The sequence below is a fragment of the Cupriavidus pinatubonensis genome, assembly GCF_019602855.1.
GTDB classification, from domain to species: Bacteria; Pseudomonadota; Gammaproteobacteria; order Burkholderiales; family Burkholderiaceae; genus Cupriavidus; species Cupriavidus pinatubonensis.
Genome location: NZ_CP080767.1, coordinates 2,897,248 through 2,918,723 on the forward strand (window position 1 = coordinate 2,897,248; position 21,476 = coordinate 2,918,723).

The following is a 21,476-nucleotide window of genomic DNA, read 5'->3' on the forward strand; positions in this document are numbered from 1 at the left end:
TGCAGCGTCCAGCGGAAACGGACATAACTTGAAACAATTTAGAATGGCCGCACTCTGGCGGCCGGCGATTTTGCCCGCAAGTATACATAACGCCAACCAGCGGGTGCTCCTGATGCATTGCACAATCGGATGTCAGCTAAAGAAGTCAACCTGACGTATGCTGTAACGTTATTGAAAGGTTAGGCTTCCATTTCTCGGGCGGTCCCGCCCATTGCCTCAAGCTAAATCAATGAAAAAGAAGGACATTGAGATTTTCGATGTCATGTCGCTGCGCGGCCCGAATATGTGGACATATCGGCCCGTGCTGGAGGCGTGGGTCGATATCGGGGAGCTGGAGGACTTTCCCTCCAACACGATTCCGGGGTTCTATGAACGGCTGTCGACGTGGCTGCCCTCGCTAGTCGAGCATCGCTGCAGCATCGGCGAACGCGGCGGCTTCCTGCAGCGCCTCAAGGAAGGCACGTGGCCGGGTCATATCCTGGAACACGTGACGCTTGAGCTGCAGAACCTGGCTGGCATGCCCGGCGGCTTCGGCAAGGCGCGCGAGACCCCCATCCGCGGCGTCTACAAGGTGATCGTGCGCGCCTGGCATGAGGAAGTCACGCGCGCCGCGCTGTTCGCGGCCCGCGACCTGGTCATGGCCGCCATCGAGGACCGTCCGTTCGACGTGCCCGCCGCTGTGGACAACCTGCGCCGCCTGGTCGACGAGCACTGCCTCGGCCCGAGCACGGCCTGCATCGTCGATGCCGCGGACGACCGCGACATCCCGTCGATCCGCCTGTCCGACGGCAACCTCGTGCAGCTTGGCTACGGCGCGCGCTCGCGCCGTATCTGGACGGCCGAGACCGATCGCACCAGCGCCATCGCCGAAAGCATCTCGCGCGACAAGGACCTGACCAAGAGCCTGCTGGAATCGTGCGGCGTGCCGGTGCCGGAAGGCCGCATGGTCGAGTCGCCCGAAGACGCGTGGGAAGCCGCCGAGGACATCGGGGTGCCGGTGGTGGTCAAGCCGTACGACGGCAACCACGGCCGCGGCGTCTTCACCAACCTGATGACGCGCGAGGAAGTCGAGACCGCCTATGCGGTAGCCATCGAGGAAGGCAGCGGGGTCATCGTCGAGCGTTTTGTGCCCGGCAACGAACACCGCCTGCTGGTAGTGGGCGGCCGCGTGGTCGCCGCCGCGATGGGCGAGACTGCGAGCGTGGTGGGCGACGGCAAGTCGACCATCGAGGAACTGATCGAACTGCAAATCAACTCGGATCCGCGCCGTGGCAGCACCGAAGATCATCCGCTGAACCGCGTCCGCCTGGACTCGGCAGCGCGCCTGGAACTCAAGCGCCAGAACATGGATGGCGAGTCGGTACCTCCGGCAGGCAAGACCGTGCTGATCCAGCGCACCGGCAATGTGGCGTTCGACGTGACCGACCGCGTACACCCCAGCGTGGCCGCTCATGCGGCGCTGGCTGCGCGCGTGGTCGGCCTGGACATCGCCGGCGTGGATCTGGTGGCCGAAGACATTTCGCGCCCGCTGACCGACCAGCGCGGGGCCATCGTCGAAGTCAACGCCGGCCCCGGCCTGCTCATGCACCTCAAGCCGGCCGAAGGCAGGCCGCGCCCGGTGGGCCGCGCCATCGTCGATCACCTGTTCCCCGAGGCCGACGACACGTATCCCGGCCGCATCCCCGTGGTCGGCATTACCGGCACCAACGGCAAGACCGTGGTGGCCAAGCTGGTCGCGCGCCTGCTGCAACTGTCGGGCAAGCACACCGGCCTGGCGTGCAGCGACGGCCTGTTCCTGGATCGTCGGCTGGTCCAGGGCGGCGACCGCGCCAACTGGGACGCCGGCCATCGCATCCTGATGAACCGTGCGGTCGAAGCCGCCGTGTTCGAGAACGACAGCGGCGCCATCCTGTCCGAAGGTCTCGTCTATGACCGCTGCCAGGTTGGCGTGGTCACGAACTTCGACACGCCCGACCACATGGGCGATTACTACGTCGAAGACGAAGACCGCATGTACAACGTGCTGCGCACGCAGATCGACGTGGTCCTCAAGAACGGCGCCGCCGTGCTCAACGCGCGCGACGAGCGCGTGGTCGAAATGGCCGAGCTGTCCGACGGCGACGTGATCTTCTTCGGCCTGTCGGCAGATCTGCCGGCCATCGTCGCGCATCGCGCCAAGGGCAAGCGCGCGGTATTCGTGCGCGACGGCAAGGTCGTGCTGGCCACCGGCAACAGTGAAACGCCGCTGACCGATGTCGCCGCGATTCCGGTGACTTATGCCGGCCGCGTGTCGTTCCAGGTCGAGAACGTGCTGGCGGCCGTCGCTACAGGCTGGGCGCTGGGCATCTCCAATGACCTGATCCGCGCCGGCATCGTGACGTTCGACGTCGGCCAGGTCGATGTACCGGGGCGCTTCACGCAGTTCGAGCGCAATGGCGCCACGGTGATCGTGGACGATGCGCACAACGCCCCTGCCCTGGAAGCCTTGGCCACGGCTCTGGACCGCTTCCCGGCGGAACGCCGCATGATCGTCTACGGTGCCGGCGTACAACGCCGCGACGAAGACATGGTCCGCCAGGGCAAGGTCATTGGCGCTACCTTCGACCGCGTGTTCCTGTGCGAGGACCGCAGCGTCAAGGGCGCGCTGCCCGATGCCGAGGCGCGCGCCCTGCTCAAGCAGGGGCTGTACGAAGGCCGCCGCGTCACCAAGATCATCGACGAAGGCACGCGCCAGGACGCCATCGAAACCGCGCTCGGCCAACTGGTGGCCGGCGACCTGCTGGTTCTGCAGTGCGACGAAGGCGCCACCGCCGCCACCGTCGACCGCGTGCACCAGTGGATGGGTCAGCCCCCGCGCCGCGCCTGACGGCCCAAGAAGAACGGATACCAGAATCTATGGAAGTCTCTCGCATCCGGGCCCTGCGCGGCCCGAACCTGTGGTGCCGCCACACCGCCGTCGAGGCGATCGTGGCCTGTCCGGAGCCGTCGGACATGGTCGCTACCCTGCCCGGCTTTGAAGACCGCCTGCGCGCGCGCTTTCCCGATATCGGCCCGCTGCATCCGGACGAGGACGCCGGCGAGCTGTCGCTCGCGCACGTGCTCGAAGCCGCCACGCTGCGCCTGCAGGCCGCGGCCGGCTGCCCGGTCACGTTCAGCCGCACGGCGCAGACGGTCGAGCCCGGCACCTACCAGGTGATCGTGCAATACAGCGAGGAAGAAGTCGGCCGCCTGGCGTTCGACCTGGCCCAGGCGCTGTGCCTGGCCGCGCGCGATGACGCGCCCTTCGACCTTGATGACGCGTTGCACCGCCTGCGCGAACTCGATGAAGACGTGCGCCTCGGCCCCAGCACGGGCTCGATCGTCTACGCAGCCGTCGCGCGGGGTATTCCCTACCGCCGCCTGACCCAAGGTTCGATGGTGCAGTTTGGTTGGGGCAGCAAGCAGCGCCGCATCCAGGCCGCCGAAACCAGCGCCACCAGCGCTGTCGCCGAATCCATCGCGCAGGACAAGGAACTGACCAAGAGCCTGTTGCACGCGGCCGGCGTACCCGTGCCGCTGGGCCGTTCGGTGCGCAGCGCCGAGCAAGCCTGGGAAGCCGCGCAGGAAATCGACGCACCTGTCGTGGTGAAGCCGCGCGACGGCAACCAAGGCAAGGGCGTGGCCGTGCGCATCCGCACGCGCGAGGAAGTGATGACGGCGTACGAAGTCGCGTCCGACATCAGCTCCGACGTGATCGTCGAACGCTACATCCCGGGCCACGATTTCCGCCTGCTGGTAGTCGGCAAGCACCTCGTCGCCGCCGCGCGCCGCGATCCGCCGCAAGTGATCGGCGATGGCACGCATACGGTGCGCCAGCTCGTCGAGGAAGTGAACCGCGACCCGCGCCGCGGCGAGGGCCATGCGACGTCGCTGACCAAGATCCGTTTTGACGACATCGCGCTCGCCACGCTGGCCAAGCAAGGCTTGACCGCGGAGTCTGTGCCGCCCAAGGGCACGCGTGTAGTCCTGCGCAACAACGCGAACCTGTCGACCGGCGGCAGCGCCACCGACGTGACCGACGACGTCCATCCGGACATCGCCGCGCGCGCCGTCGCCGCTGCACAGATGGTCGGCCTCGACATCGCCGGCGTGGACGCCGTGTGCGAGACCATGCTGAAGCCGTTCGAGGAACAGGCCGGCGGCATCGTCGAAGTCAATGCCGCGCCAGGCCTGCGCATGCACCTGCAGCCGTCATACGGCAAGGGCCGCGCAGTCGGCGAAGCGATCGTATCGACCATGTTTGCCGATGGCGACGATGGCCGCATTCCTGTGGTCGCGGTATCGGGCACCAACGGCAAGACCACCACGGTCCGCCTGATCACGCACATCATGGCCACGAGCGGCCTGCGCATGGGCATGACCGGCACCGACGGCGTGTACATCCGTGGCGAGCGCATCGACACCGGCGACTGCAGCGGCCCGCGCAGCGCGCGCAACGTGCTGCTGCACCCTGACGTCGACGCGGCCGTGTTCGAAACCGCGCGCGGCGGCCTGCTGCGCGAAGGCCTGGCCTTCGACCGCTGCGACGTTGCCGTGGTGACCAACGTCGGTGAAGGCGACCACCTGGGCCTGTCCTTCATCAGCACGGTGGAAGACCTGGCCGTGCTCAAGAGCGTGATCGTGCAGAACGTGGCGCCTCACGGCATGGCCGTGCTCAACGCCGCGGATCCGATGGTGGTGCGCATGGCTGATGCCTGCCCGGGCCTGGTGACCTTCTTCGCGCACGACCCGGGCCAGCCGGCCATGGCTACGCACCGTGCCCAGGGCAAGCGCGTGGTGTTCGTCGACGGCGATCACATCGTGGCGTCGGAAGGCGACAACGAAATGCGCATCCCGCTGGCCGAGATCCCGCTCACGCGCAATGGCACGATCGGCTTCCAGGTCGAGAACGCCATGTCGTCGATCGGCGCGGCGTGGGCGCTCGGCATCGACTGGAACGTCATCCGCCGCGGCCTGGCTACCTTCGTCAACGACGCGCAGACGGCCCCGGGACGCTTCAACGTGTTCGACTACCGTGGCGCGACGCTGATTGCTGACTACGGCCACAACCCGGATGCCATCCAGGCGCTGTGCAATGCCGTGCAGACCATGCCGGCCAAACGCCGGCTGGTGGTGATCAGCGGCGCGGGCGACCGCCGCGACGAGGATATCCGCAAGCAGACGCAGATCCTCGGCGGCGTGTTCGACGAGGTCATCCTGTACCAGGACCAGTGCCAGCGCGGCCGCGCCGATGGCGAGGTGCTGGCGCTGCTGCGCGAGGGCCTGCAAGGTGCCACGCGTACCAGTGCGGTCGAGGAGATTCGCGGTGAGTTCGTCGCCATCGACACGGGTCTGTCGCATTTGCAGCCGGGTGACCTGTGCCTGATCCTGGTGGATCAGGTCGATGAAGCACTCGCGCATATCGCCGGGCGCGTCGCGCAGGGTTAAGCGCGGATATCCCGGAGGTACGATGGGCCAGCCCACCGGGCTGGCCCTTCTTGTTTGCTGCGCCTCAGTTCAGTGGCGGCCCGGCAACGACAGCCTGCGCTCCAGCACATGCTGCAGTCCCGACAGCCCGGTGCTGAGCACCCAGTAGATCGCCGCCACCGCAAGATAAAGCGGCAACGGCTGATAAGTCGCCGCAATGACCTCCTGCGCCGTGCGCAACAGCTCCGTCACGGTAATGACCGACACCAGCGAGGTGTCCTTGATCAGGCTGATCAGGCTGTTGGAAAGACTCGGCACCGCAAGACGCAGGGCCTGCGGGCCGACCACGTAACGCAGTGTCTGGCCGGGCGTCAGCCCAAGGCTATAGGCCGCGAGCCACTGCCCGCGCGCAATGCCGAGAATCGCCCCGCGCATGCTCTCGGACAAATATGCGCCCACATTGAGGCTCAGCGTCAGTACGCCCGCAGGCGTCGGCTCCAGCGCGACGCCGATACCGGGCAAGCCGTAGTAGACGACAAAGATCTGCACCAGCAGCGGCGTGCCGCGCATGATGCTGACGTACGTGCGTGCGATGCCCTTCAGCACGGGGTTGTGGCTGATGCCCATGAGCGCCACGACCATGCCCAGCACCAGCCCGAAGGCCATCGACCACAGCGCGAACTTGATGGTCAGTAGCGTGCCCTGCAGCAGCACGGGCATGGAATCGGAGATGAGCTGGAGCGCGGACATAGGAAGGTCGCCGGAAAAAGCACGCATCATACGGATTGCCCGCATGCGCGCAAACCCCGCGCAGCCTGTGGCCGGGCGGGGTGTCGTATGACAGGTTGCGGTTTTACTTGCCGGGCTTGGTCACGTCCGACCCGAACCACTTCACCGACAGCTTGGTCAGCGTGCCGTCCTTGCGCAGGTCATCGAGCGCATGGTCGATGGCCTGGGCGAACTTCGGGTTGTCCTTGCGGAACGGGATGGCCACTTCGGCATTCGCGCCCGCCACCACCGCGCCCGGGCGCAGCGGCAGGTTGGCGGTCTTGATCAGGTAGTTGACCATGAGCCGGTCGTTGAGTGCGGCGTCGACCCGCTGCGCGGCCAGGTCGCGCAGGTACTCTGGCGCACCGGGATAGGTCTTGACGTCGATGCCTGGCACCGACTTGGCCAGTTCGTTGTAGTTGCTACCCAGGCTCACGCCGAGCTTGTGGCCCTTGAGCGCTTCCAGCGAATTGAACTCGCGCTTGTCATCCTTGCGCTGGATAAGCTGCGCGGCCGAGTAGACATAAGGCGTCGAGAAGTCCAGCACCTGCTTGCGCTGCGGCGTCACCGAAACCTGGTTGACGATCACGTCGAACTTGTCCGCCTGCAGGCCGGCAATGATGCCGCTCCATTCCGTGGTCACGAACTCCGGTTTCACGCCGAGCTTCGCGGCGACGGCACGTGCCACATCCACGTCGAATCCATCGAGCTCGTTCTTCGGGTTGCGGAAGCCGAACGGCGGATAGGTGCCCTCCAGGCCAATCTTCAGGACACCGGCCTGCTTGACCGTATCGAGCAGGTCCGCGGCGCTGGCCGCGGTGGCGCTCAGGCCGGCGGCGCCGGCGATCAGCGAGGCAGCCAGCAGGGATTTGAGCCAGCCATGACGAATCGATCGCATATGTTCTCCAGTGGGATGCGGACTGACGGGCGCCTTTTGTAAAGGTGCCCGTCGCTTGTGCTGCTATGAGCCTATATCGGCCTCAACACTACCGCAAACGCTATCGATATCGAAATAACGATTCGTCATGGCTATATGGCTTTGACCCCTGCCACTGGACCTCTGGAACGCCTTGCCGCTCATGTTGATGCCCCGCGGCGGGAACGGCGATACGAACCACAGTTGTATAGCCCGCTACTGCAAGGATTCCGCCGCGCAACTACGCGTGCGCGGCGATGAAATCATCGCCATTGACGGCAGGCTTGCGTCCGGCAAGGCGGTCGGCAAGCAGCCCTGCGCTGCCCATAGCAAGCGTAAAGCCAAGCGCGCCATGCCCGAGATTGAGCCACAGGCCGCGCAGGCGTGATGGCCCGACCATCGGCAAGCCATCGGGCGTCGCGGGCCGCAGCCCTGCCCACGGCTGCAACTGCGCGAGCGGGATGTCGGGCACGATACCCTCAAACACCGTGCGCGTCTGCGCCACCAGCGTGCCAATGCGCTCGGGATCGATCCGCGCGCCACCACGCACGAGATCGGCCATGCCCGCGACGCGCAGCGTATTGCCGATGCGTGCATAGACGATCTTGTTGGCGAAATCCGTGATGCTGATGTGCGGAGCCGGCCCACTGTTCGACAGCGGCACGGTAATGCTGTAGCCCTTCAACGGCCAAAGCATCGGCCGCACGCCCAGTGGGCGCAGCAGCGGCACGCTGCCGATGCCACCCGCCACCACCACCGCATCGGCGGGCACTACGCCGGCTACCGTCTGCACGCCCGTGACGCGGTCCCCTTGTTGCACCAGGCCGTGCACGACATTGCCGAACCGCATCGACACGCCCGGCTGATGCTGCAGCAACCGTGCCAGCGACAGGCAGAAGCGATGGCAGTCGCCCACCTCCTCGCTCGGTGTGTAGATCGCGCCGGCGATCTCGTCGCGGATACCTGCCAGCGCGGGTTCCAGCGCCACGCACGCGTCCCGGTCGAGTGCCTGCTGTTCGCACCCGAGACTGGCTTGATAATCGAGCAAGCGGCGCGCCGATTCAAACGCCGCGCCATCGCGGTGCACAATCAGTTTGCCGCGCCGCGCAAAATCGAAATCGCTCGCCGTCCCGGCCTTCGCGCCTTCGCTGGCGACGAACGCCTCCATCAGGTCGCGCGAGTAAAATGCCAGGCGCAGCAGCTTGCGCGTGGTGGCCTCGCTGGTGCCGGCATTGCAAGCGCGCATGAATGCCGCCAGCCAGAGCCACTGCGCGGGATCGGCTACGGGCCGGAAGCGCATCGGCGAATCGCGCCGCAGAAGCCAGCCTGGCACCTTGCCCATCACGCCCGGTCCGGCCAGCGGCGCCACGTAGCTGTAGCTAAGCTGCCCGCCGTTGGCGAAGCTGGTTTCCTCGCCAGGGCCGTCATGGCGTTCGAGCACCGTCACCTCGTGGCCATCCTGCGCCAGGCGCCACGCACTGGTCATGCCGACCACGCCGGCGCCTACGATCACTACCCGCATTGCCATCCTTGTCGCTTGCTGTTCATTCAATGGCGTCAGCGTAGTCGAGTGCACGCGGCTTGCCCAATGCCAATACGTGCCAGAATATGTCTTTAGGCTATGGGCTGCACTTTCCCAGCGTCCCGACCATGCGTTTGCGCCAGATCGAAGTGTTTCGCGCCATCATGCTGACCGGCACCGTCAGCGAGGCGGCGCGCCTGCTGCACGTCTCGCAGCCGGTGGTCACGCGCGTGCTGCAGCATGCCGAAGCCTCGCTCGGCTTCCGGCTGTTCGAGCGCGTGCGCGGCCGCTTGCAGGCCACGCCGGAAGCCAACGCACTGTATGGCGATGTCGAAAGGCTATATGGCGAGATCGACCGCGTGCGGCGAGTCTCGGAAAGCCTGCGCCACAAGGGCGCCGGGCGCCTGCGGGTCGCTGCCACGCCGAGCCTCGCGGAGCCGCTGCTGGTGCCTGCGGTGCGCGGCTTTTGCGCGCGCTATCCCGACACACAGGTGCAGGTGCTGACCCACCATACCGACGAGATCGTCGATGCGCTGCTCGCGAACCAGATCGATCTCGGCTTCGCCTTTTCGCCGCCGCGGCACGAAGCGATCACATGCGAACCGGTGGCCGCAGGCCACATGCTGCTGGCGGTACCGCGACAGCAGCCGCTGCCCGCAGGCGGACGCCGCCATGTGGTGCCGATGCACAAACTGATGGAGCGGCCTTTCATCGGCTACGACGACAATAGCTCGCTGGGCCTGCTGGTGCGCCAGACCCTGGCCCGGCATGCGCTGGAACCACATTCGACGCTCGAAGTGCAGACGTATTCGCTCGCGTTGTCGCTGGTGGAAGCCGGACTGGGCATGGCTTTGCTTGACCAGTTCACGGCATTGAGTGCCAGCACGGCGCGCGTGTCGCTGCACGCCGTGCAGCCTGCCCTGCCGTTCGAGATCCAGCTGCTGCGCGCGAGCCACCGCGCCGCGTCGAGTCTCGTCGACGACATGCGCGACGAGTTTGCGCAGGCCGCCGCGGCACTAGTCGCGACCTTGCCGGACCGGCTCGAAGCGCCCGTTGCCAGCTTTGACGCCACCGCCACTACTGCCACCAGAGGACGGGATTGATTGACAGCCTCGCGCGGCCTGCACCATCATCAAGGCGCCCGAACGGTGCCCTCAACCAGCCATGTTCGTACTGACCCTGCTCCTCCTGATCCTGATCAGCGCCTTCTTCTCGATTTCCGAGATCGCGCTGACCGCCGCCCGCCGCACCAAGCTGCAGGTTCTGTCCGAACGCGGCGACCGCCGTGCCACCAAGGTGCTGCTGCTGAAGGAAGAGCCCGGCAACTTCTTCACGATCGTGCAGATCGGCGTGAACAGCGTGGCGATCCTGGCCGGTATCCTCGGGGAAAAGCATGTCTCCGATCTGGTGTTCGGAGCGTTATCGCAGTACATGGATACCGGCATCGCGCAGCGCATCGCCAATATCGGCTCGTTCCTGATCGTCACGCTGCTTTTTATCCAGTTTGCCGATCTGATCCCCAAGCGCATCGCGATGACGTTCCCCGAGGCCTGCGCGCTCGCGGTGATCGATCCGATCCTGACGCTGCTGCGCGTGCTCAAGCCACTGGTCTACGTGTTCAATGCCGCCGCCGATGCCACGCTGCGGCTGTTCGGCCTGCCGACCAAGACCGTCGAGCAGATCACCACCGAAGACATCGCCGCGATGGTCGATGCCGGCGCGGAGGCCGGCGTGCTGCTCAAGCATGAAATCCACCTGATCGAGAATGTGTTCGAACTCGATTCAAAGAGCGTCACGGCGATCATGACGCCGCGCGATGACGTGGTCTACCTGAGCCTGGACGAGGGCGCCGACAGCGTGCGGCGCAAGCTCGTCAACCAGCCGCATGCGCAATATCCGGTTTGCGGCCACGATCTCGACGACGTGCAGGGCTACATCGACTCCAAGGACATCCTGCAGTTGCTGCTGGCCGACGAAACGGCAACGGTGATCGGCAATATCGGCAAGCACCACGACAAGAACGTGCTGGTGATTCCGGACACCCTGACGCTTTCCGAAGCGCTCACACGCTTTCGCGAAATGCACGAGAACTTTGCCGTGGTGATGAACGAGTACGGCCTGGTAGTCGGCATCGTCACGCTGGACGACATTGTCGGCGCGCTGATGGGCGACATCCTTTACTCGAGCGAGGATGAACAGATCGTGCGGCGCGACGATAGCTCCTGGCTGGTGGACGGCCTGACACCGCTGATCGACCTGAAGAAGGCGCTGGAGATCGACGCGCTGCCGGGCGAGGACTACGTCGATACGGTGGCAGGCCTGGTGATCTACGCGCTCAAGCGCATCCCGAAGAAATCGGAGTCGATCACCGTGGGAGGCTTCCGCTTCGAAGTGCTGGACATCGACCATCACAAGATCGATCAGCTCCTGGTGTCGCGCCTGACGGCCGGGACGACGGCGACGCTGGGACAGCCGGCGCCCGAAGCGGGTCGCTGAGCGCGCCCGCCTGGCGATACTGCTCGAGCCTGTCGGGCAGGCGATACGCTACGAGATAGCCCGCTGCCACGATGACCGCGGTCGCCGCCACAGCGCCGAGCTGCCATGCCGGCAGACGCGCCGGCACATGCAGCATGATGTAGGCTGTGCCCACCAGCGCAATCCACGCGAGCCCAAGCACGAAGCCGGCGGCCACGTCCGAGAGCCAGTGCATGCCCAGGTACAGGCGCGACAGGCCGATCGCCGCCACCGCCACGGCGGTCAGCGCGAGCACCGGCGCACGCACGCGCCAGGGCTGGCGCAGGCAGATCAGGAAAGCGAGGAAGCCATAGGTCACCATGCTGCTGCTGGCGTGGCCGCTGGGGAACGAGTAGGACTCCAGCCCGCTGTAGATGCTTGCCGGACGGTGGCGCTGCAAGCCGAACTTGAGCGCAATCACGCAGGCGCGCGCGCCGAGCAAGGCAATCGCCCAGTACGCCGCGGCCGCCCATGCGCGCCGCCACGCCAGCCACGCAAAGACGGCGACACCGACCGCAACCGAGACCCGCGCGCCGCCAAGCTCGGTGATCGCGATCATGGCTACGTCAAGCCAGCCCTGCCGCACCGCGCGCAATTGGTCGAATACTGCGTGGTCCAGGGCGACCAGTCCCCGGTCTTCGGCAATCCCGTCGACCAGCCAAAGCAGCGCGCTGCCGCAGGCCAGAAGGCTCGCGCCTGCGGCAGCGACAAGCAGCAGCTCGGCCGCGTCGCGCTCGAGCATGCGCAGCGTCATGGCCCGCAGGCGCGATGAGCGCCCGCCACGGCCGGCAGTGCGATTCGACAATGCCTCCACGCTCGCGGCCCGCCACACATCAAGCCATCTCACCAGCGGCCGGATGATGCCGAGCAACAGCGGAATCAGCCAGAACAGCATCAAGGCCGCCAGCGCGAACAGCGCCAGCAAGCCGAGCGCATGGGCGGGCATCAGCAATTGCTGCGCATCCATGACGACTCCTGCTTCGTAGCCGTTTTCAGTCGGCGGCAACGCGCGCAATGTTGGCGCGCGCCGTGGCTTCGCAATCGGCGAAGGCGTCAGTTACGAACAGCCGTGGGCGCTGCGCGAGCGTGGACAGGAAGGCGGCACGGCGCTCCCGGAACGCCTGCATCAGCGGCTCGCCCGAAAGTCCGGTGTGCGCCGCCAGCAAGGCGCGGTTCTCTTCGAAGACGGCGAGGCTGTAGGCGTCGAAGTCCGCCGCAGGCACGGCGAGCCGGTACAGATCGAGATCGAGTACGAGCGCTGCATCCGCGACCGTGGCTGCATGGGTATGCGTATCCAGCACGATCTGCGCGGCGAGTTGAACGATGCCGGCGTCGACACCGGGTGCCATCGTCGCGATCAGCGCGGCCGAAGCGGCTTCGTTATGTTCGCAACCGGGGATATACACGGCGTCATGGAACAACACCGCCAGCGCTTGGGCAGCGTTCAGCGCCACGCCGCGGATACGGGCTTGCTCGAACATCTCGAGCACGTGTCGGCGGTCGTGGTAGTGCCGGTACGGCGCGTCGTACAGCGCGAGCACATCGAGCACCGCCTTGCGCGGCAGGAAATCGAGGCAAGCCAGCGCGGCCGGCCAGTCAGGCGCAAAGCGTGGCACCGTACCGTTCGACGTTGCTACCGGCTCGCTGAAGACATCGGCGGTACGCACCCACAGCAGCGAACGGTCGCGCATCGCTTCATACACGACAACGGGCGACAAGTCGGCTTCGAACCGGCCAAGGCCAACCACGGCATAGGCGCCGCCTTTGTAGTGCCGGTATGGCATGCCGGGAACGAGGTCGGGATCGCGGGGCAGTTCGGCGGGCGTGGATGTCATCGGCTGAGACCTCGGTGGTCCGGCCAGCATCAGGGCCGGTGAACGCGCGCCGGATCACAGCAAATCCGGCGCACAAAAAACAAAACCGACGCCTGCTTGCGCAGGAGTCGGTCTGAGTTTTACTACAGTCTTCTTGTCTGCCGGTGGTCGAAACAGTCGGCAGCTTCTTGTTGGCGGAGAGGGTGGGATTCGAACCCACGGTACCGTCGCCGGTACGCCTGATTTCGAGTCAGGTACATTCGACCACTCTGCCACCTCTCCGGTAACTTGGTCGCGTGCAGCGAAACCAAGATTATAGACAGGTTCCTGCAGCCCGCGCAAGAGCCTGGCATGCAGTTTTTTACAGCTCCGGTTCCAGACGCGTGGTGCCGCCCATGTACGGCTGCAGTGCGGTCGGCACGGTGACGGAGCCGTCGGCGTTCTGGTAGTTCTCGAGGATGGCCACCAGCGTACGACCCACGGCCAGGCCCGAGCCATTCAGTGTATGGACCAGCTCCGGCTTGCCCTGCCCCACGCGGTAGCGTGCCTGCATGCGGCGCGCCTGGAAGTCGCCCATGTTCGAGCACGAGCTGATTTCGCGGTACGTGTTCTGCGCCGGGATCCACACTTCGAGGTCATAGGTCTTGGTGCTGCCAAAGCCCATGTCACCGGTGCACAGCACGATGGTGCGGAACGGTAGTTCGAGCTTCTTCAGGATCGCCTCGGCGTGGCCGGTCAGCTGTTCCAGCGCGTCGAACGACTGCTCGGCCGGCACGACGTGCACAAGCTCGACCTTGTCGAACTGGTGCTGGCGGATCATGCCGCGCGTGTCTTTGCCGTACGAACCCGCTTCGGAGCGGAAGCACGGCGTATGCGCGACGAAGCGCAGCGGCAGCTTTTCGCCCGCGACGATGGCATCGCGCACGATGTTGGTCAGCGGCACCTCGGCGGTCGGGATCAGGTAGAAGTTCTCGGTACGCTCGCCATCCTCGCCGCCCACCTTGCGCGGCACCTTGAACAGGTCTTCCTCGAACTTCGGCAGCTGACCAGTGCCGCGCATCGACGCGGCGTTGACAATGTACGGCACGTACATCTCGGTGTAGCCGTGTTCCAGCGTGTGGGTATCCAGCATCAGCTGCACCAGCGCGCGGTGCATGCGCGCCATGCCGCCACGCAACATGGAGAAGCGCGAACCGGTGACCTTGGCCGCGGTATCGAAGTCGAGGCCGAGCTTGTCGCCGACGTCCACGTGGTCACGGACTTCGAAATCAAACTTGCGCGGCTCGCCGACGCGGCGCACTTCGACGTTCTGGGTTTCGTCCTTGCCGAGCGGCACGCTTTCGTGCGGCAGGTTCGGGATCGACAGCATCAGTTCGGAAAGCTGGGCCTGGATTTCTTCGAGGCGCGCAGCCGAGTCCTTCAGCGTATCGCCGATGCCACCGACTTCCGCCATCACAGCCGAGGCGTCTTCGCCCTTGCCCTTGAGCATGCCGATCTGCTTGGACAGGCTGTTGCGGCGGGACTGCAGTTCCTCGGTCTGGGTCTGCAGTTGCTTGCGCTCGCTTTCGAGCGCCTGGAAAGCCGCTACGTCGAGTTGGAAGCCGCGCGTGGCAAGGCGTTGCGCCACGGCGTCGATGTCTTTGCGGAACAGCTGGATGTCGAGCATGTTGCGGTGTGGGAAGTGCGGGGCCGGCGACATGCCAGCGGACTCGCCATTTTACTTCACCCGGCCCGGCTGCCGTACCCGATCAGCACGGACGAGCCGCCTTATTCCGCCGGTTTGCCCTTGGCCTTGTGCTCGCGGTGCCAGGCCGCGTCGAGTTCGCGCAGGTGGCGCAGCTTCTCGGCGATCTTGCCTTCCAGGCCGCGCGGTACTGGCTGGTACCAGTCCTGCGCCTTGAGGTCGTCCGGGAAATAGTGCTCGCCGGCTGCATAGGCCTCGGGCTCGTCATGCGCGTAGCGGTAGGCGTGGCCGTAGCCGAGTTCCTTCATCAGCCGCGTGGGCGCGTTGCGCAGATGCACCGGCACCGCGCGCGACTTGTCCTTGGACACGAACGCGCGTGCCGCGTTGTACGCGTTGTAGCCGGCGTTCGACTTGGGCGCCACGGCCAGGTAGATCAGTGCCTGTCCTAACGCCAGCTCGCCTTCGGGCGAACCGAGGCGCTCATAGGTCTCGGCGGCGTCCAGTGTGATCCGGGCGGCGCGCGGATCGGCCAGCCCGATGTCCTCCCACGCCATGCGCACGATACGCCGTGCGAGGTAGCGTGGATCCGCGCCGCCGTCGATCATGCGGCAGAACCAGTACAGCGCGGCGTCGGGGTCGGAGCCGCGCACCGACTTGTGCAGCGCGCTGATCTGATCGTAGAACGCATCCCCGCCCTTGTCGAAGCGGCGCAGGTTCTCGGACAGCGCGCTGCCCAGCAGAGCGGTATCGATCTCGGTCGCGCCTGCATTGCGTGCCGCGCGGACTACTATCTCGATATTGTTCAGCAGCTTGCGGCCATCGCCATCGGCGGACGCCACGATCAGCTTGAGCGCCTCTTCCTGCCACGTGATACCGCCCAGCTCTTCGCTCGCGCGTTGCGCGAGCTGCGTGAGTTCGGCATCGTCGAGACTTTTCAGCACGTACACGGCCGCGCGCGACAGCAATGCGCCGTTGACCTCGAACGACGGATTCTCGGTGGTCGCACCGATGAACGTGAACAGCCCGCTTTCCACGTGCGGCAGGAACGCGTCCTGCTGGCTCTTGTTGAAGCGGTGGACTTCATCGACGAACACGAGCGTGCGGCGGCCATGCGCGCGAAACTGCTCGGCGCGCTCCACCGCCTCACGGATATCCTTCACACCGGACAGCACGGCCGACAGCGCGATGAACTCGGCGTCGAACGCATCGGCCATCAGCCGCGCGAGCGTGGTCTTGCCCACGCCGGGCGGGCCCCACAGGATCATCGAGTGCGGCTCGCCGGACTCGAACGCCACGCGCAGCGGCTTGCCCGCTCCGAGCAGGTGCTGCTGGCCGATCACCTCGTCGATATTGCGTGGACGCAGGCGCTCAGCAAGCGGTTGCCGGGAACGGTCGGGAGAATCGGAAAACAACGTGTCCGCCACGGTATTCAGGCCTCGAAAATCGCCAGCTGCAAGGCATCGGCGTGGTTGGCGCCAGCGGCGCCGGGGAACGTGAGAGTGTAGACCATTGTTCCGCCGCGCCGCGCGCAGACGCGGACAAGGCTCTTGCGGGGGGGCTGCTGACGCCCATGGGCCGCAGGATTCTGCGTGTTCTGATTTCCCTCAAGGTTCGCCCAGCGACGGCCGATATCCGGGCTTGGCCCGGCTCAGGATTCTTGCGGAATCCCGTCCGGGGACAACAGACAAGGCGGCGGGCGAGGCAGGCCGGATGTCGCTTCCCGCCACGCGGCTAACAAGATTGCCCGGGGAATTATGCTGAAATATCACTTTCTGGTGTTCAAGATGAACCGGCTTGTCGGCAAGGGCAAGCTCAGCAGCGTGGAGGAGGTTTCCCTGGCGGGCCAGCTGGCCGAAATGATCGACTCGCCGGACGCCGCGCAGCGCGTGCTCGCCGACCTGGCCGACCATGCCAATCCGCAGATCCGGCGCATCACGCTCAATGCCATCCGCCGCTCGCACCAGGTGAGCGCGCCCGCCCTGCCCGCCGTACTGCTGCGCAGGATGGCGGACACCGAAGCACTGATCCGGCATGACGCCGTCTGGATCGTGCAGGACAACAAGATGGATGGCCCCGAACTGCGCGCCGCGCTGCGCCGCCTGGCCGGCAAGGTGCGGTTGCCGTGGGATGCGGAGCGGGCCCGCGCCAATCCGTCCGACGCGACTCTGATGGCCCAGGTGCGCGCCCGCGTCGCGCTCGACAAGCTGCTCGAAAAGAGCGCCGCCGAGCGCAATGCTGCGCTCGCCGCGGGGTTGCTGAATATCGGAAACGGCCAGCCCTATGCCGAAGGCACGGTGGGCCACAAGGGCGTGATGCAACGCGCGCTTCGGCGCAAGCAAGCTGGCCGAAGGCTCGACAGCAGCGTGAAACTCACTTTCCGGAAGGTCGAGCCGACCGAGGTAACCGGCAACAAGCGATTCCTTCTCTGAAACCTAGCCGCGGCGCACCCACGCAACCTTGCCGGACGTGACGCCAAGCGTGCGGCGTTGCGGGTTGTAGTCCATGGTGCCCGGATACTGCTGGCCGTCGCGCTCGCCAAGACGCCAGGCGCAGCCTTGCAGCAGCACGATGGCCTCGGCCTCGGTCTTGCCGACCAGGATGTCGTCGCCCAGCTTGTCGGCCTGACAGCCTTCGGACGTGCCGCGCGCACCTTGCGGGCCAGTCGGGCTCTGCGTGGGACTTTGGATAGGGCTTGGGGACGAACCCTGCGCGGGACTGCCGGATGCGGCAGGTGGCGCGGGAGGCGCTGCACAGCCGACGCCCAGTGCGCCAAGGGTGGCTGCAAAGGCAAGCGTGTGCAGTGCACGGCGACGAAGCAGGGAGAACATGTTCTTTTTCCTTGATCCGATGATCGCTGGCCGTCGCGATCTGTTTGTTTCGCGAGACCACAATTCTGCGACAGGGCCCGTCGCGCGGGCATTCAGTTTCTTGGCAGGCCGATCTGAATCTTTTGGCAAACGCCAGCCTGCGCCGAAATCCCGGCAGTACCATGGCACGCGCGACCGCGCCATACCGGCCGGCCGCCGAGCGCTTTTCCCACAGAACGGAGGCTGCCTGCCATGGCCATCACCACCCGGGTTCGAAAGAAGAAGCAATACCGCAAAGCGGTACTCAGGCTGCGCGCCGCCATCAAGCGCGGCGATGAGGAAGCCATCCGCATCCGCCGCGAGCAGCTCAAGGCGCTGCCGGTGCCGCGCCAGCGCTACTTGCATGCACCCAGCGCAGCGACGTAATCAGCCCTTGGCGCGATCGACCAGCGTCTTCATGGCATCGGCGGGCAGCGGACCATGACAAGTCCGCTCGCCGCCAGCTTCGCTGGTGACGAGCCAGACCCGCCCTGGCGAACTGGCGGGATGCAGCACCCACGCCGGGCCGCGCGCGCTGCTGCTCGGTGGCAAATCTTCGAGCACGCCGGTGCTGGCCGACTGAAGCATGACGGCGCACTCGTTCGCCGGCACGCGCGTCGCCGACAGGAACGCCGCGTTGCCAAGCACTTCGGGCAAGGCCGTGTCGGACGCCCGCAGGAAAGAATCGACATCGAACTTGCCGCTGGCCGTCGTTGCGCACGCGGACAAGCCAAGCGCGACCGCCATGCATACGGCAGCCACCGCGACACGGCGCGCGTCGCTGGACACCACGGGTTTCAGTGCGGACATGGCGCCTCTCATTGCTTCATCACATCGGCGCCCTTGGGCACCGTGAACCGGAATGCATTCGCGGGCAGTTGCGGATTCTTCTGCATGGCCGAGAACGTCAGCAGCGTGGTGTTGCCGAACGCGTCGCGCAACTCCATCGCCTCCAGATTGCCGCCCTTGAAGCCAATACCGATCCGCTCGAACTGCGTGTCCTTCGACTTCGGCGTCAGCTCCAGCCACTCGACGCCGTCACGCGTCGGGCCGTTCTTGACCGTGAAATTCTTCTCGAGGTCATTGCTGCCGAACAGGATGGCTGCCGGACTCGAGCCCAATGCGCCGTCGAGCTTGCGCTCGGTGACCTGGTTCAGGTCCTTGTCGTAGATGTAGAGCGTCTGCCCGTCTGCCTGCAACAACTGCTCATAGGGCTTGGCATAGCGCCACGTGAACTTGCCCGGGCGCGAGAACACAAAGCTGCCGCTCGACGTGCCGGTGACCTTGAGGCTGTCGCCCTGCCCCTTGACCTGGCGCTGCGTGAATTCGCCCTTGGCGCTCTTCACGCCGGTCACGAAGCTTTGCAACTGGTCAGTGGCGGCGGCGAGCGCCGTGGGCATGTGCGCAGCAAATACGGCGAGCGCTGCACAGGCCGACACGAGAATGCGTTTTCGCATGTATCAGATCCTTGCTGATGGAAAAGGCGCCGCGCCGCCGCGTGCCAATTGGATCAGGCGGCGGCGCAACCTGTCAGGTTAGAGCGTGCGGCCGGCGCCGGATTCCGCACTGCGCCGGTTACCGGGTAACCACATGTTACCGATGCGGCGCTCAGTCATCTTCCCTTGCGGCGCCCGGGGCCGCAAGGATGTCCCGGTTGCCGTTGCCCGACATGGCCGACACCAGTCCGGCCTTCTCCATATCCTCGAGCAGCCGCGCCGCACGGTTGTAGCCGATGCGCAGGTGGCGCTGCACCAGCGAGATCGACGCGCGGCGGTTCTTCAGCACGACTTCCACTGCCTGGTCGTACAGCGGATCCGCTTCGCCACCGCCGCCGCCAATGCCGGCACCGCCGCCAAGGCCATCGGTGCCAGTCTCGCCTTCAGCCAGGCCGCCTTCGAGGATGCCTTCGATGTAGTTGGCCTCGCCGCCTTCCTTGAGCTTTTCCACCACGCGGTGCACTTCGTCGTCGGAGACAAAGGCGCCGTGCACGCGCACTGGCAGGCCCGTTCCCGGGGCGAGATAGAGCATGTCGCCCATGCCGAGCAGCGCTTCCGCGCCCTGCTGGTCAAGGATGGTGCGCGAATCGATCTTGCTGCTGACCTGGAACGCAATGCGGGTCGGCACGTTGGCCTTGATCAGGCCGGTGATCACGTCTACGGACGGACGCTGCGTGGCCAGCACCAGGTGCAGGCCGGCGGCACGCGCCTTCTGAGCGATACGCGCGATCAGTTCCTCGACCTTCTTGCCCACGACCATCATCAGGTCGGCGAGCTCGTCGATGACGATGACGATGGTCGGCAGCCTGTCGAGCGGCTCCGGCGCGTCCGGCGTGAGGCTGAACGGGTTCGGGATCTTCTCTTCCTTCGCCGCGGCTTCGTCGATCTTCTTGTTGTAGCCGGCCAGGTTGCGTACGCCCAGCTTGCTCATCAGCTTGTAGCGCCGCTCCATTTCGCCGACGGCCCAGTTCAGCGCGTTGCCCGCCTGGCGCATGTCGGTCACGACCGGGCACAACAGGTGCGGAATGCCTTCGTAGACGCTCATTTCGAGCATCTTCGGATCGATCAGGATCAGGCGCACGCTCTCGGGCTTGGCCTTGTAGAGCAGCGACAGGATCATCGCATTGATGCCCACCGACTTGCCCGAGCCCGTCGTGCCGGCCACCATGCAGTGCGGCATCTTGGCAAGGTCGGCCACCATCGGCTTGCCGGCGATGTCCTTGCCCAACGCCATGGTCAGGCTGGAAGCGCTCTCGTTGTAGACCTGCGAGCCGAGGATTTCCGACAGGCGCACGGTCTGGCGCTTCGGGTTCGGCAACTCCAGCCCCATGTAGTTCTTGCCCGGGATGGTCTCCACCACGCGGATCGACACCAGCGACAGCGAACGCGCGAGGTCGCGCGCGAGGTTCACCACCTGGCTGCCCTTCACGCCGGTTGCCGGCTCGATCTCGTAGCGCGTAATGACCGGGCCCGGGTAGGCCGCCACCACCTTGACCTCGACGCCGAAGTCCTTGAGCTTCTTCTCGATCAGGCGCGAAGTGAATTCCAGTGTCTCGGCGCTGACGGTTTCCTGGTGCGGCGGGATCGGGTCCAGCAGCGCCAGCGGCGGTAGGTCCGAATCCTGGATATCGGCGAACAGTGGCTGCTGCTTCTCGCGCTCCACGCGCTCGTGCTTGGGCACCGCCTGCGGCCGCACGATCTGCACGGGCGCCGCTTCCTCGATACGCACGCGCTGCACTTCCACGGTTTCGGTGCGCTCGACCTTGGCGGCCTTGCCGATGATGCGGTCCTGCTTGCTCTCGCGCCGGGCCTTGAAGCCCAGGAACAGGGTCTCGACAAAGCCGCCGATATGCTCGGCTACCGACAGCCACGAGAAATGGAAGAACAGCGACAGGCCGATGGCCAGCATCAGCAGCAGCAGCAGCGTGGCACCGGTAAAGCCCAGCGCGGTCTGCATCCAGCCGCCAATCAGGTCGCCGAGCACGCCGCCCGGCGCACGCGGCAGCGCGGCTCGCAGCGGGTACATGCGGATGGCTTCCAGGCCCATGCTGGAAAACAGCGTCAGCACGAAGCCGATCCAGCTCACCGTCACGCCCTGGCGGTGGTCCTCACGCTCGGGCAGTTCCGCGGTCAGTGTGCGCCAGCCCCGCCAGCAGCGGCGCACCAGCAGAACGGCCCACCAGTAGGCCGAGAAACCGAAGATGAAGAACAGTACGTCGGAGACCCAGGCGCCGACGCGGCCGCCAAGGTTATGGATGTCCGCGACCTGGTTGGCGTGGGACCAGCCGGGGTCGGTCTTGCTGTAGCTGGCCAGCACGCAGAGGAAGCCCAGCGTGACGGCGAGCAGCAGGAACCAGCGCACCTCGCCAAGCAGTTTGCCGATGCGCGAAGGCAGCGCCGACGGGTCCGTCCGGGTTGTGGTGGTTGCTCTCGCCATGCCTTGATCTGGTTCACTTGCAGGTGATGGTGGC

Annotated in this window: 16 protein-coding genes, 1 tRNA gene and 1 pseudogene; 6 read left to right on the forward strand and 12 right to left on the reverse strand. The window is 65.9% G+C overall.

Going from position 1 to position 21,476, the window contains the following annotated elements:
- Positions 1–229 precede the first annotated feature (229 nt).
- Both cphA (K2O51_RS26145) and cphA (K2O51_RS26150) read left to right on the forward strand, forming a co-directional pair.
- A complete protein-coding gene (gene cphA, locus K2O51_RS26145) occupies positions 230–2,866 on the forward strand; it encodes a cyanophycin synthetase (RefSeq protein ID WP_220630954.1) in 2,637 nt (878 codons plus the stop codon).
- 29 nt (positions 2,867–2,895) lie between these two features.
- Positions 2,896–5,466 (forward strand): cyanophycin synthetase, encoded by a 2,571-nt coding sequence (gene cphA / locus K2O51_RS26150; protein WP_011298735.1) that lies wholly within the window; start codon positions 2,896–2,898, stop codon positions 5,464–5,466.
- Positions 5,467–5,535: 69 nt separating this feature from the next.
- On the opposite strand, the gene K2O51_RS26155 is transcribed toward cphA (K2O51_RS26150), so the two are convergent.
- From K2O51_RS26155 to K2O51_RS26165, 3 genes are all read right to left on the reverse strand, one after another.
- Positions 5,536–6,195 carry an amino acid ABC transporter permease gene (locus tag K2O51_RS26155; RefSeq protein WP_041679684.1) on the reverse strand — a complete coding sequence of 220 codons (660 nt, stop codon included), beginning with the start codon at positions 6,193–6,195 and terminating at the stop codon, positions 5,536–5,538.
- Positions 6,196–6,298: 103 nt separating this feature from the next.
- Complete coding sequence (locus tag K2O51_RS26160) at positions 6,299–7,111, reverse strand: transporter substrate-binding domain-containing protein (protein WP_220630955.1); 813 nt, start codon at positions 7,109–7,111, stop codon at positions 6,299–6,301.
- A 259-nt stretch (positions 7,112–7,370) separates the two neighbouring features.
- On the reverse strand, positions 7,371–8,651 hold the full coding sequence (locus K2O51_RS26165; RefSeq protein WP_011298738.1) for a D-amino acid dehydrogenase: 1,281 nt from the start codon (positions 8,649–8,651) through the stop codon (positions 7,371–7,373).
- A gap of 128 nt (positions 8,652–8,779) precedes the next feature.
- On the opposite strand from K2O51_RS26165, the gene K2O51_RS26170 reads away from it, so the two are divergent.
- On the forward strand, positions 8,780–9,754 hold the full coding sequence (locus tag K2O51_RS26170; RefSeq protein ID WP_220630956.1) for a LysR family transcriptional regulator: 975 nt from the start codon (positions 8,780–8,782) through the stop codon (positions 9,752–9,754).
- A gap of 61 nt (positions 9,755–9,815) precedes the next feature.
- Positions 9,816–11,147, forward strand: a complete 1,332-nt coding sequence (gene paeA / locus K2O51_RS26175) for a polyamine export protein PaeA (RefSeq protein ID WP_011298740.1) — start codon at positions 9,816–9,818, stop codon at positions 11,145–11,147.
- Between the two features lie 163 nt (positions 11,148–11,310).
- Here paeA and K2O51_RS35685 read toward each other — a convergent pair.
- The 5 genes and pseudogenes from K2O51_RS35685 to K2O51_RS26195 all read right to left on the reverse strand — a co-directional run.
- A pseudogene (locus tag K2O51_RS35685) lies at positions 11,311–12,132 on the reverse strand (phosphatase PAP2 family protein); the annotation flags it as partial.
- A 25-nt stretch (positions 12,133–12,157) separates the two neighbouring features.
- Positions 12,158–13,000, reverse strand: coding sequence for a DUF1653 domain-containing protein (locus tag K2O51_RS26180; protein ID WP_011298742.1), 843 nt, complete (start codon positions 12,998–13,000; stop codon positions 12,158–12,160).
- Positions 13,001–13,171: 171 nt separating this feature from the next.
- Positions 13,172–13,261 (reverse strand) — tRNA-Ser (locus tag K2O51_RS26185).
- A gap of 79 nt (positions 13,262–13,340) precedes the next feature.
- The gene (serS, locus tag K2O51_RS26190) at positions 13,341–14,645 is read right to left on the reverse strand and encodes a serine--tRNA ligase (protein WP_140950388.1); all 1,305 of its coding nucleotides are present in this window, start codon (positions 14,643–14,645) and stop codon (positions 13,341–13,343) included.
- 101 nt (positions 14,646–14,746) lie between these two features.
- Positions 14,747–16,087 (reverse strand): replication-associated recombination protein A, encoded by a 1,341-nt coding sequence (locus K2O51_RS26195; protein WP_140950384.1) that lies wholly within the window; start codon positions 16,085–16,087, stop codon positions 14,747–14,749.
- A 330-nt stretch (positions 16,088–16,417) separates the two neighbouring features.
- Here K2O51_RS26195 and K2O51_RS26200 point away from each other — a divergent pair, with 330 nt between their 5' ends.
- Complete coding sequence (locus K2O51_RS26200; RefSeq protein WP_041679686.1) at positions 16,418–17,092, forward strand: hypothetical protein; 675 nt, start codon at positions 16,418–16,420, stop codon at positions 17,090–17,092.
- A 3-nt stretch (positions 17,093–17,095) separates the two neighbouring features.
- Here K2O51_RS26200 and K2O51_RS26205 read toward each other — a convergent pair whose 3' ends face one another.
- Positions 17,096–17,491 (reverse strand): hypothetical protein, encoded by a 396-nt coding sequence (locus K2O51_RS26205; RefSeq protein WP_140950383.1) that lies wholly within the window; start codon positions 17,489–17,491, stop codon positions 17,096–17,098.
- 231 nt (positions 17,492–17,722) lie between these two features.
- Here K2O51_RS26205 and K2O51_RS26210 point away from each other — a divergent pair, with 231 nt between their 5' ends.
- Positions 17,723–17,896, forward strand: coding sequence for a hypothetical protein (locus tag K2O51_RS26210; RefSeq protein WP_166487018.1), 174 nt, complete (start codon positions 17,723–17,725; stop codon positions 17,894–17,896).
- Here the strand turns inward: K2O51_RS26210 and K2O51_RS26215 are convergent, their stop codons facing one another.
- From K2O51_RS26215 to K2O51_RS26225, 3 genes are all read right to left on the reverse strand, one after another.
- Complete coding sequence (locus K2O51_RS26215) at positions 17,897–18,319, reverse strand: hypothetical protein (RefSeq protein WP_041679687.1); 423 nt, start codon at positions 18,317–18,319, stop codon at positions 17,897–17,899.
- 8 nt (positions 18,320–18,327) lie between these two features.
- Complete coding sequence (lolA, locus tag K2O51_RS26220; protein ID WP_011298748.1) at positions 18,328–18,966, reverse strand: outer membrane lipoprotein chaperone LolA; 639 nt, start codon at positions 18,964–18,966, stop codon at positions 18,328–18,330.
- Positions 18,967–19,117: 151 nt separating this feature from the next.
- Complete coding sequence (locus tag K2O51_RS26225; RefSeq protein ID WP_011298749.1) at positions 19,118–21,442, reverse strand: DNA translocase FtsK; 2,325 nt, start codon at positions 21,440–21,442, stop codon at positions 19,118–19,120.
- Between the last annotated feature and the right edge of the window lie 34 nt (positions 21,443–21,476).

Excerpts from the sequence above, each read along its gene's own strand:
- cphA (WP_220630954.1), top strand. The coding sequence starts at position 230 with ATGAAAAAGAAGGACATTGAGATTTTCGATGTCATGTCGCTGCGCGGC.
- cphA (WP_011298735.1), top strand. The coding sequence starts at position 2,896 with ATGGAAGTCTCTCGCATCCGGGCCCTGCGCGGCCCGAACCTGTGGTGC.
- K2O51_RS26155 (WP_041679684.1), bottom strand. The coding sequence starts at position 6,195 with ATGTCCGCGCTCCAGCTCATCTCCGATTCCATGCCCGTGCTGCTGCAG.
- K2O51_RS26160 (WP_220630955.1), bottom strand. The coding sequence starts at position 7,111 with ATGCGATCGATTCGTCATGGCTGGCTCAAATCCCTGCTGGCTGCCTCG.
- K2O51_RS26165 (WP_011298738.1), bottom strand. The coding sequence starts at position 8,651 with ATGCGGGTAGTGATCGTAGGCGCCGGCGTGGTCGGCATGACCAGTGCG.
- K2O51_RS26170 (WP_220630956.1), top strand. The coding sequence starts at position 8,780 with ATGCGTTTGCGCCAGATCGAAGTGTTTCGCGCCATCATGCTGACCGGC.
- paeA (WP_011298740.1), top strand. The coding sequence starts at position 9,816 with ATGTTCGTACTGACCCTGCTCCTCCTGATCCTGATCAGCGCCTTCTTC.
- K2O51_RS26180 (WP_011298742.1), bottom strand. The coding sequence starts at position 13,000 with ATGACATCCACGCCCGCCGAACTGCCCCGCGATCCCGACCTCGTTCCC.
- serS (WP_140950388.1), bottom strand. The coding sequence starts at position 14,645 with ATGCTCGACATCCAGCTGTTCCGCAAAGACATCGACGCCGTGGCGCAA.
- K2O51_RS26200 (WP_041679686.1), top strand. The coding sequence starts at position 16,418 with ATGCTGAAATATCACTTTCTGGTGTTCAAGATGAACCGGCTTGTCGGC.
- K2O51_RS26205 (WP_140950383.1), bottom strand. The coding sequence starts at position 17,491 with ATGTTCTCCCTGCTTCGTCGCCGTGCACTGCACACGCTTGCCTTTGCA.
- K2O51_RS26210 (WP_166487018.1), top strand. The coding sequence starts at position 17,723 with ATGGCCATCACCACCCGGGTTCGAAAGAAGAAGCAATACCGCAAAGCG.
- K2O51_RS26215 (WP_041679687.1), bottom strand. The coding sequence starts at position 18,319 with ATGTCCGCACTGAAACCCGTGGTGTCCAGCGACGCGCGCCGTGTCGCG.
- lolA (WP_011298748.1), bottom strand. The coding sequence starts at position 18,966 with ATGCGAAAACGCATTCTCGTGTCGGCCTGTGCAGCGCTCGCCGTATTT.
- K2O51_RS26225 (WP_011298749.1), bottom strand. The coding sequence starts at position 21,442 with ATGGCGAGAGCAACCACCACAACCCGGACGGACCCGTCGGCGCTGCCT.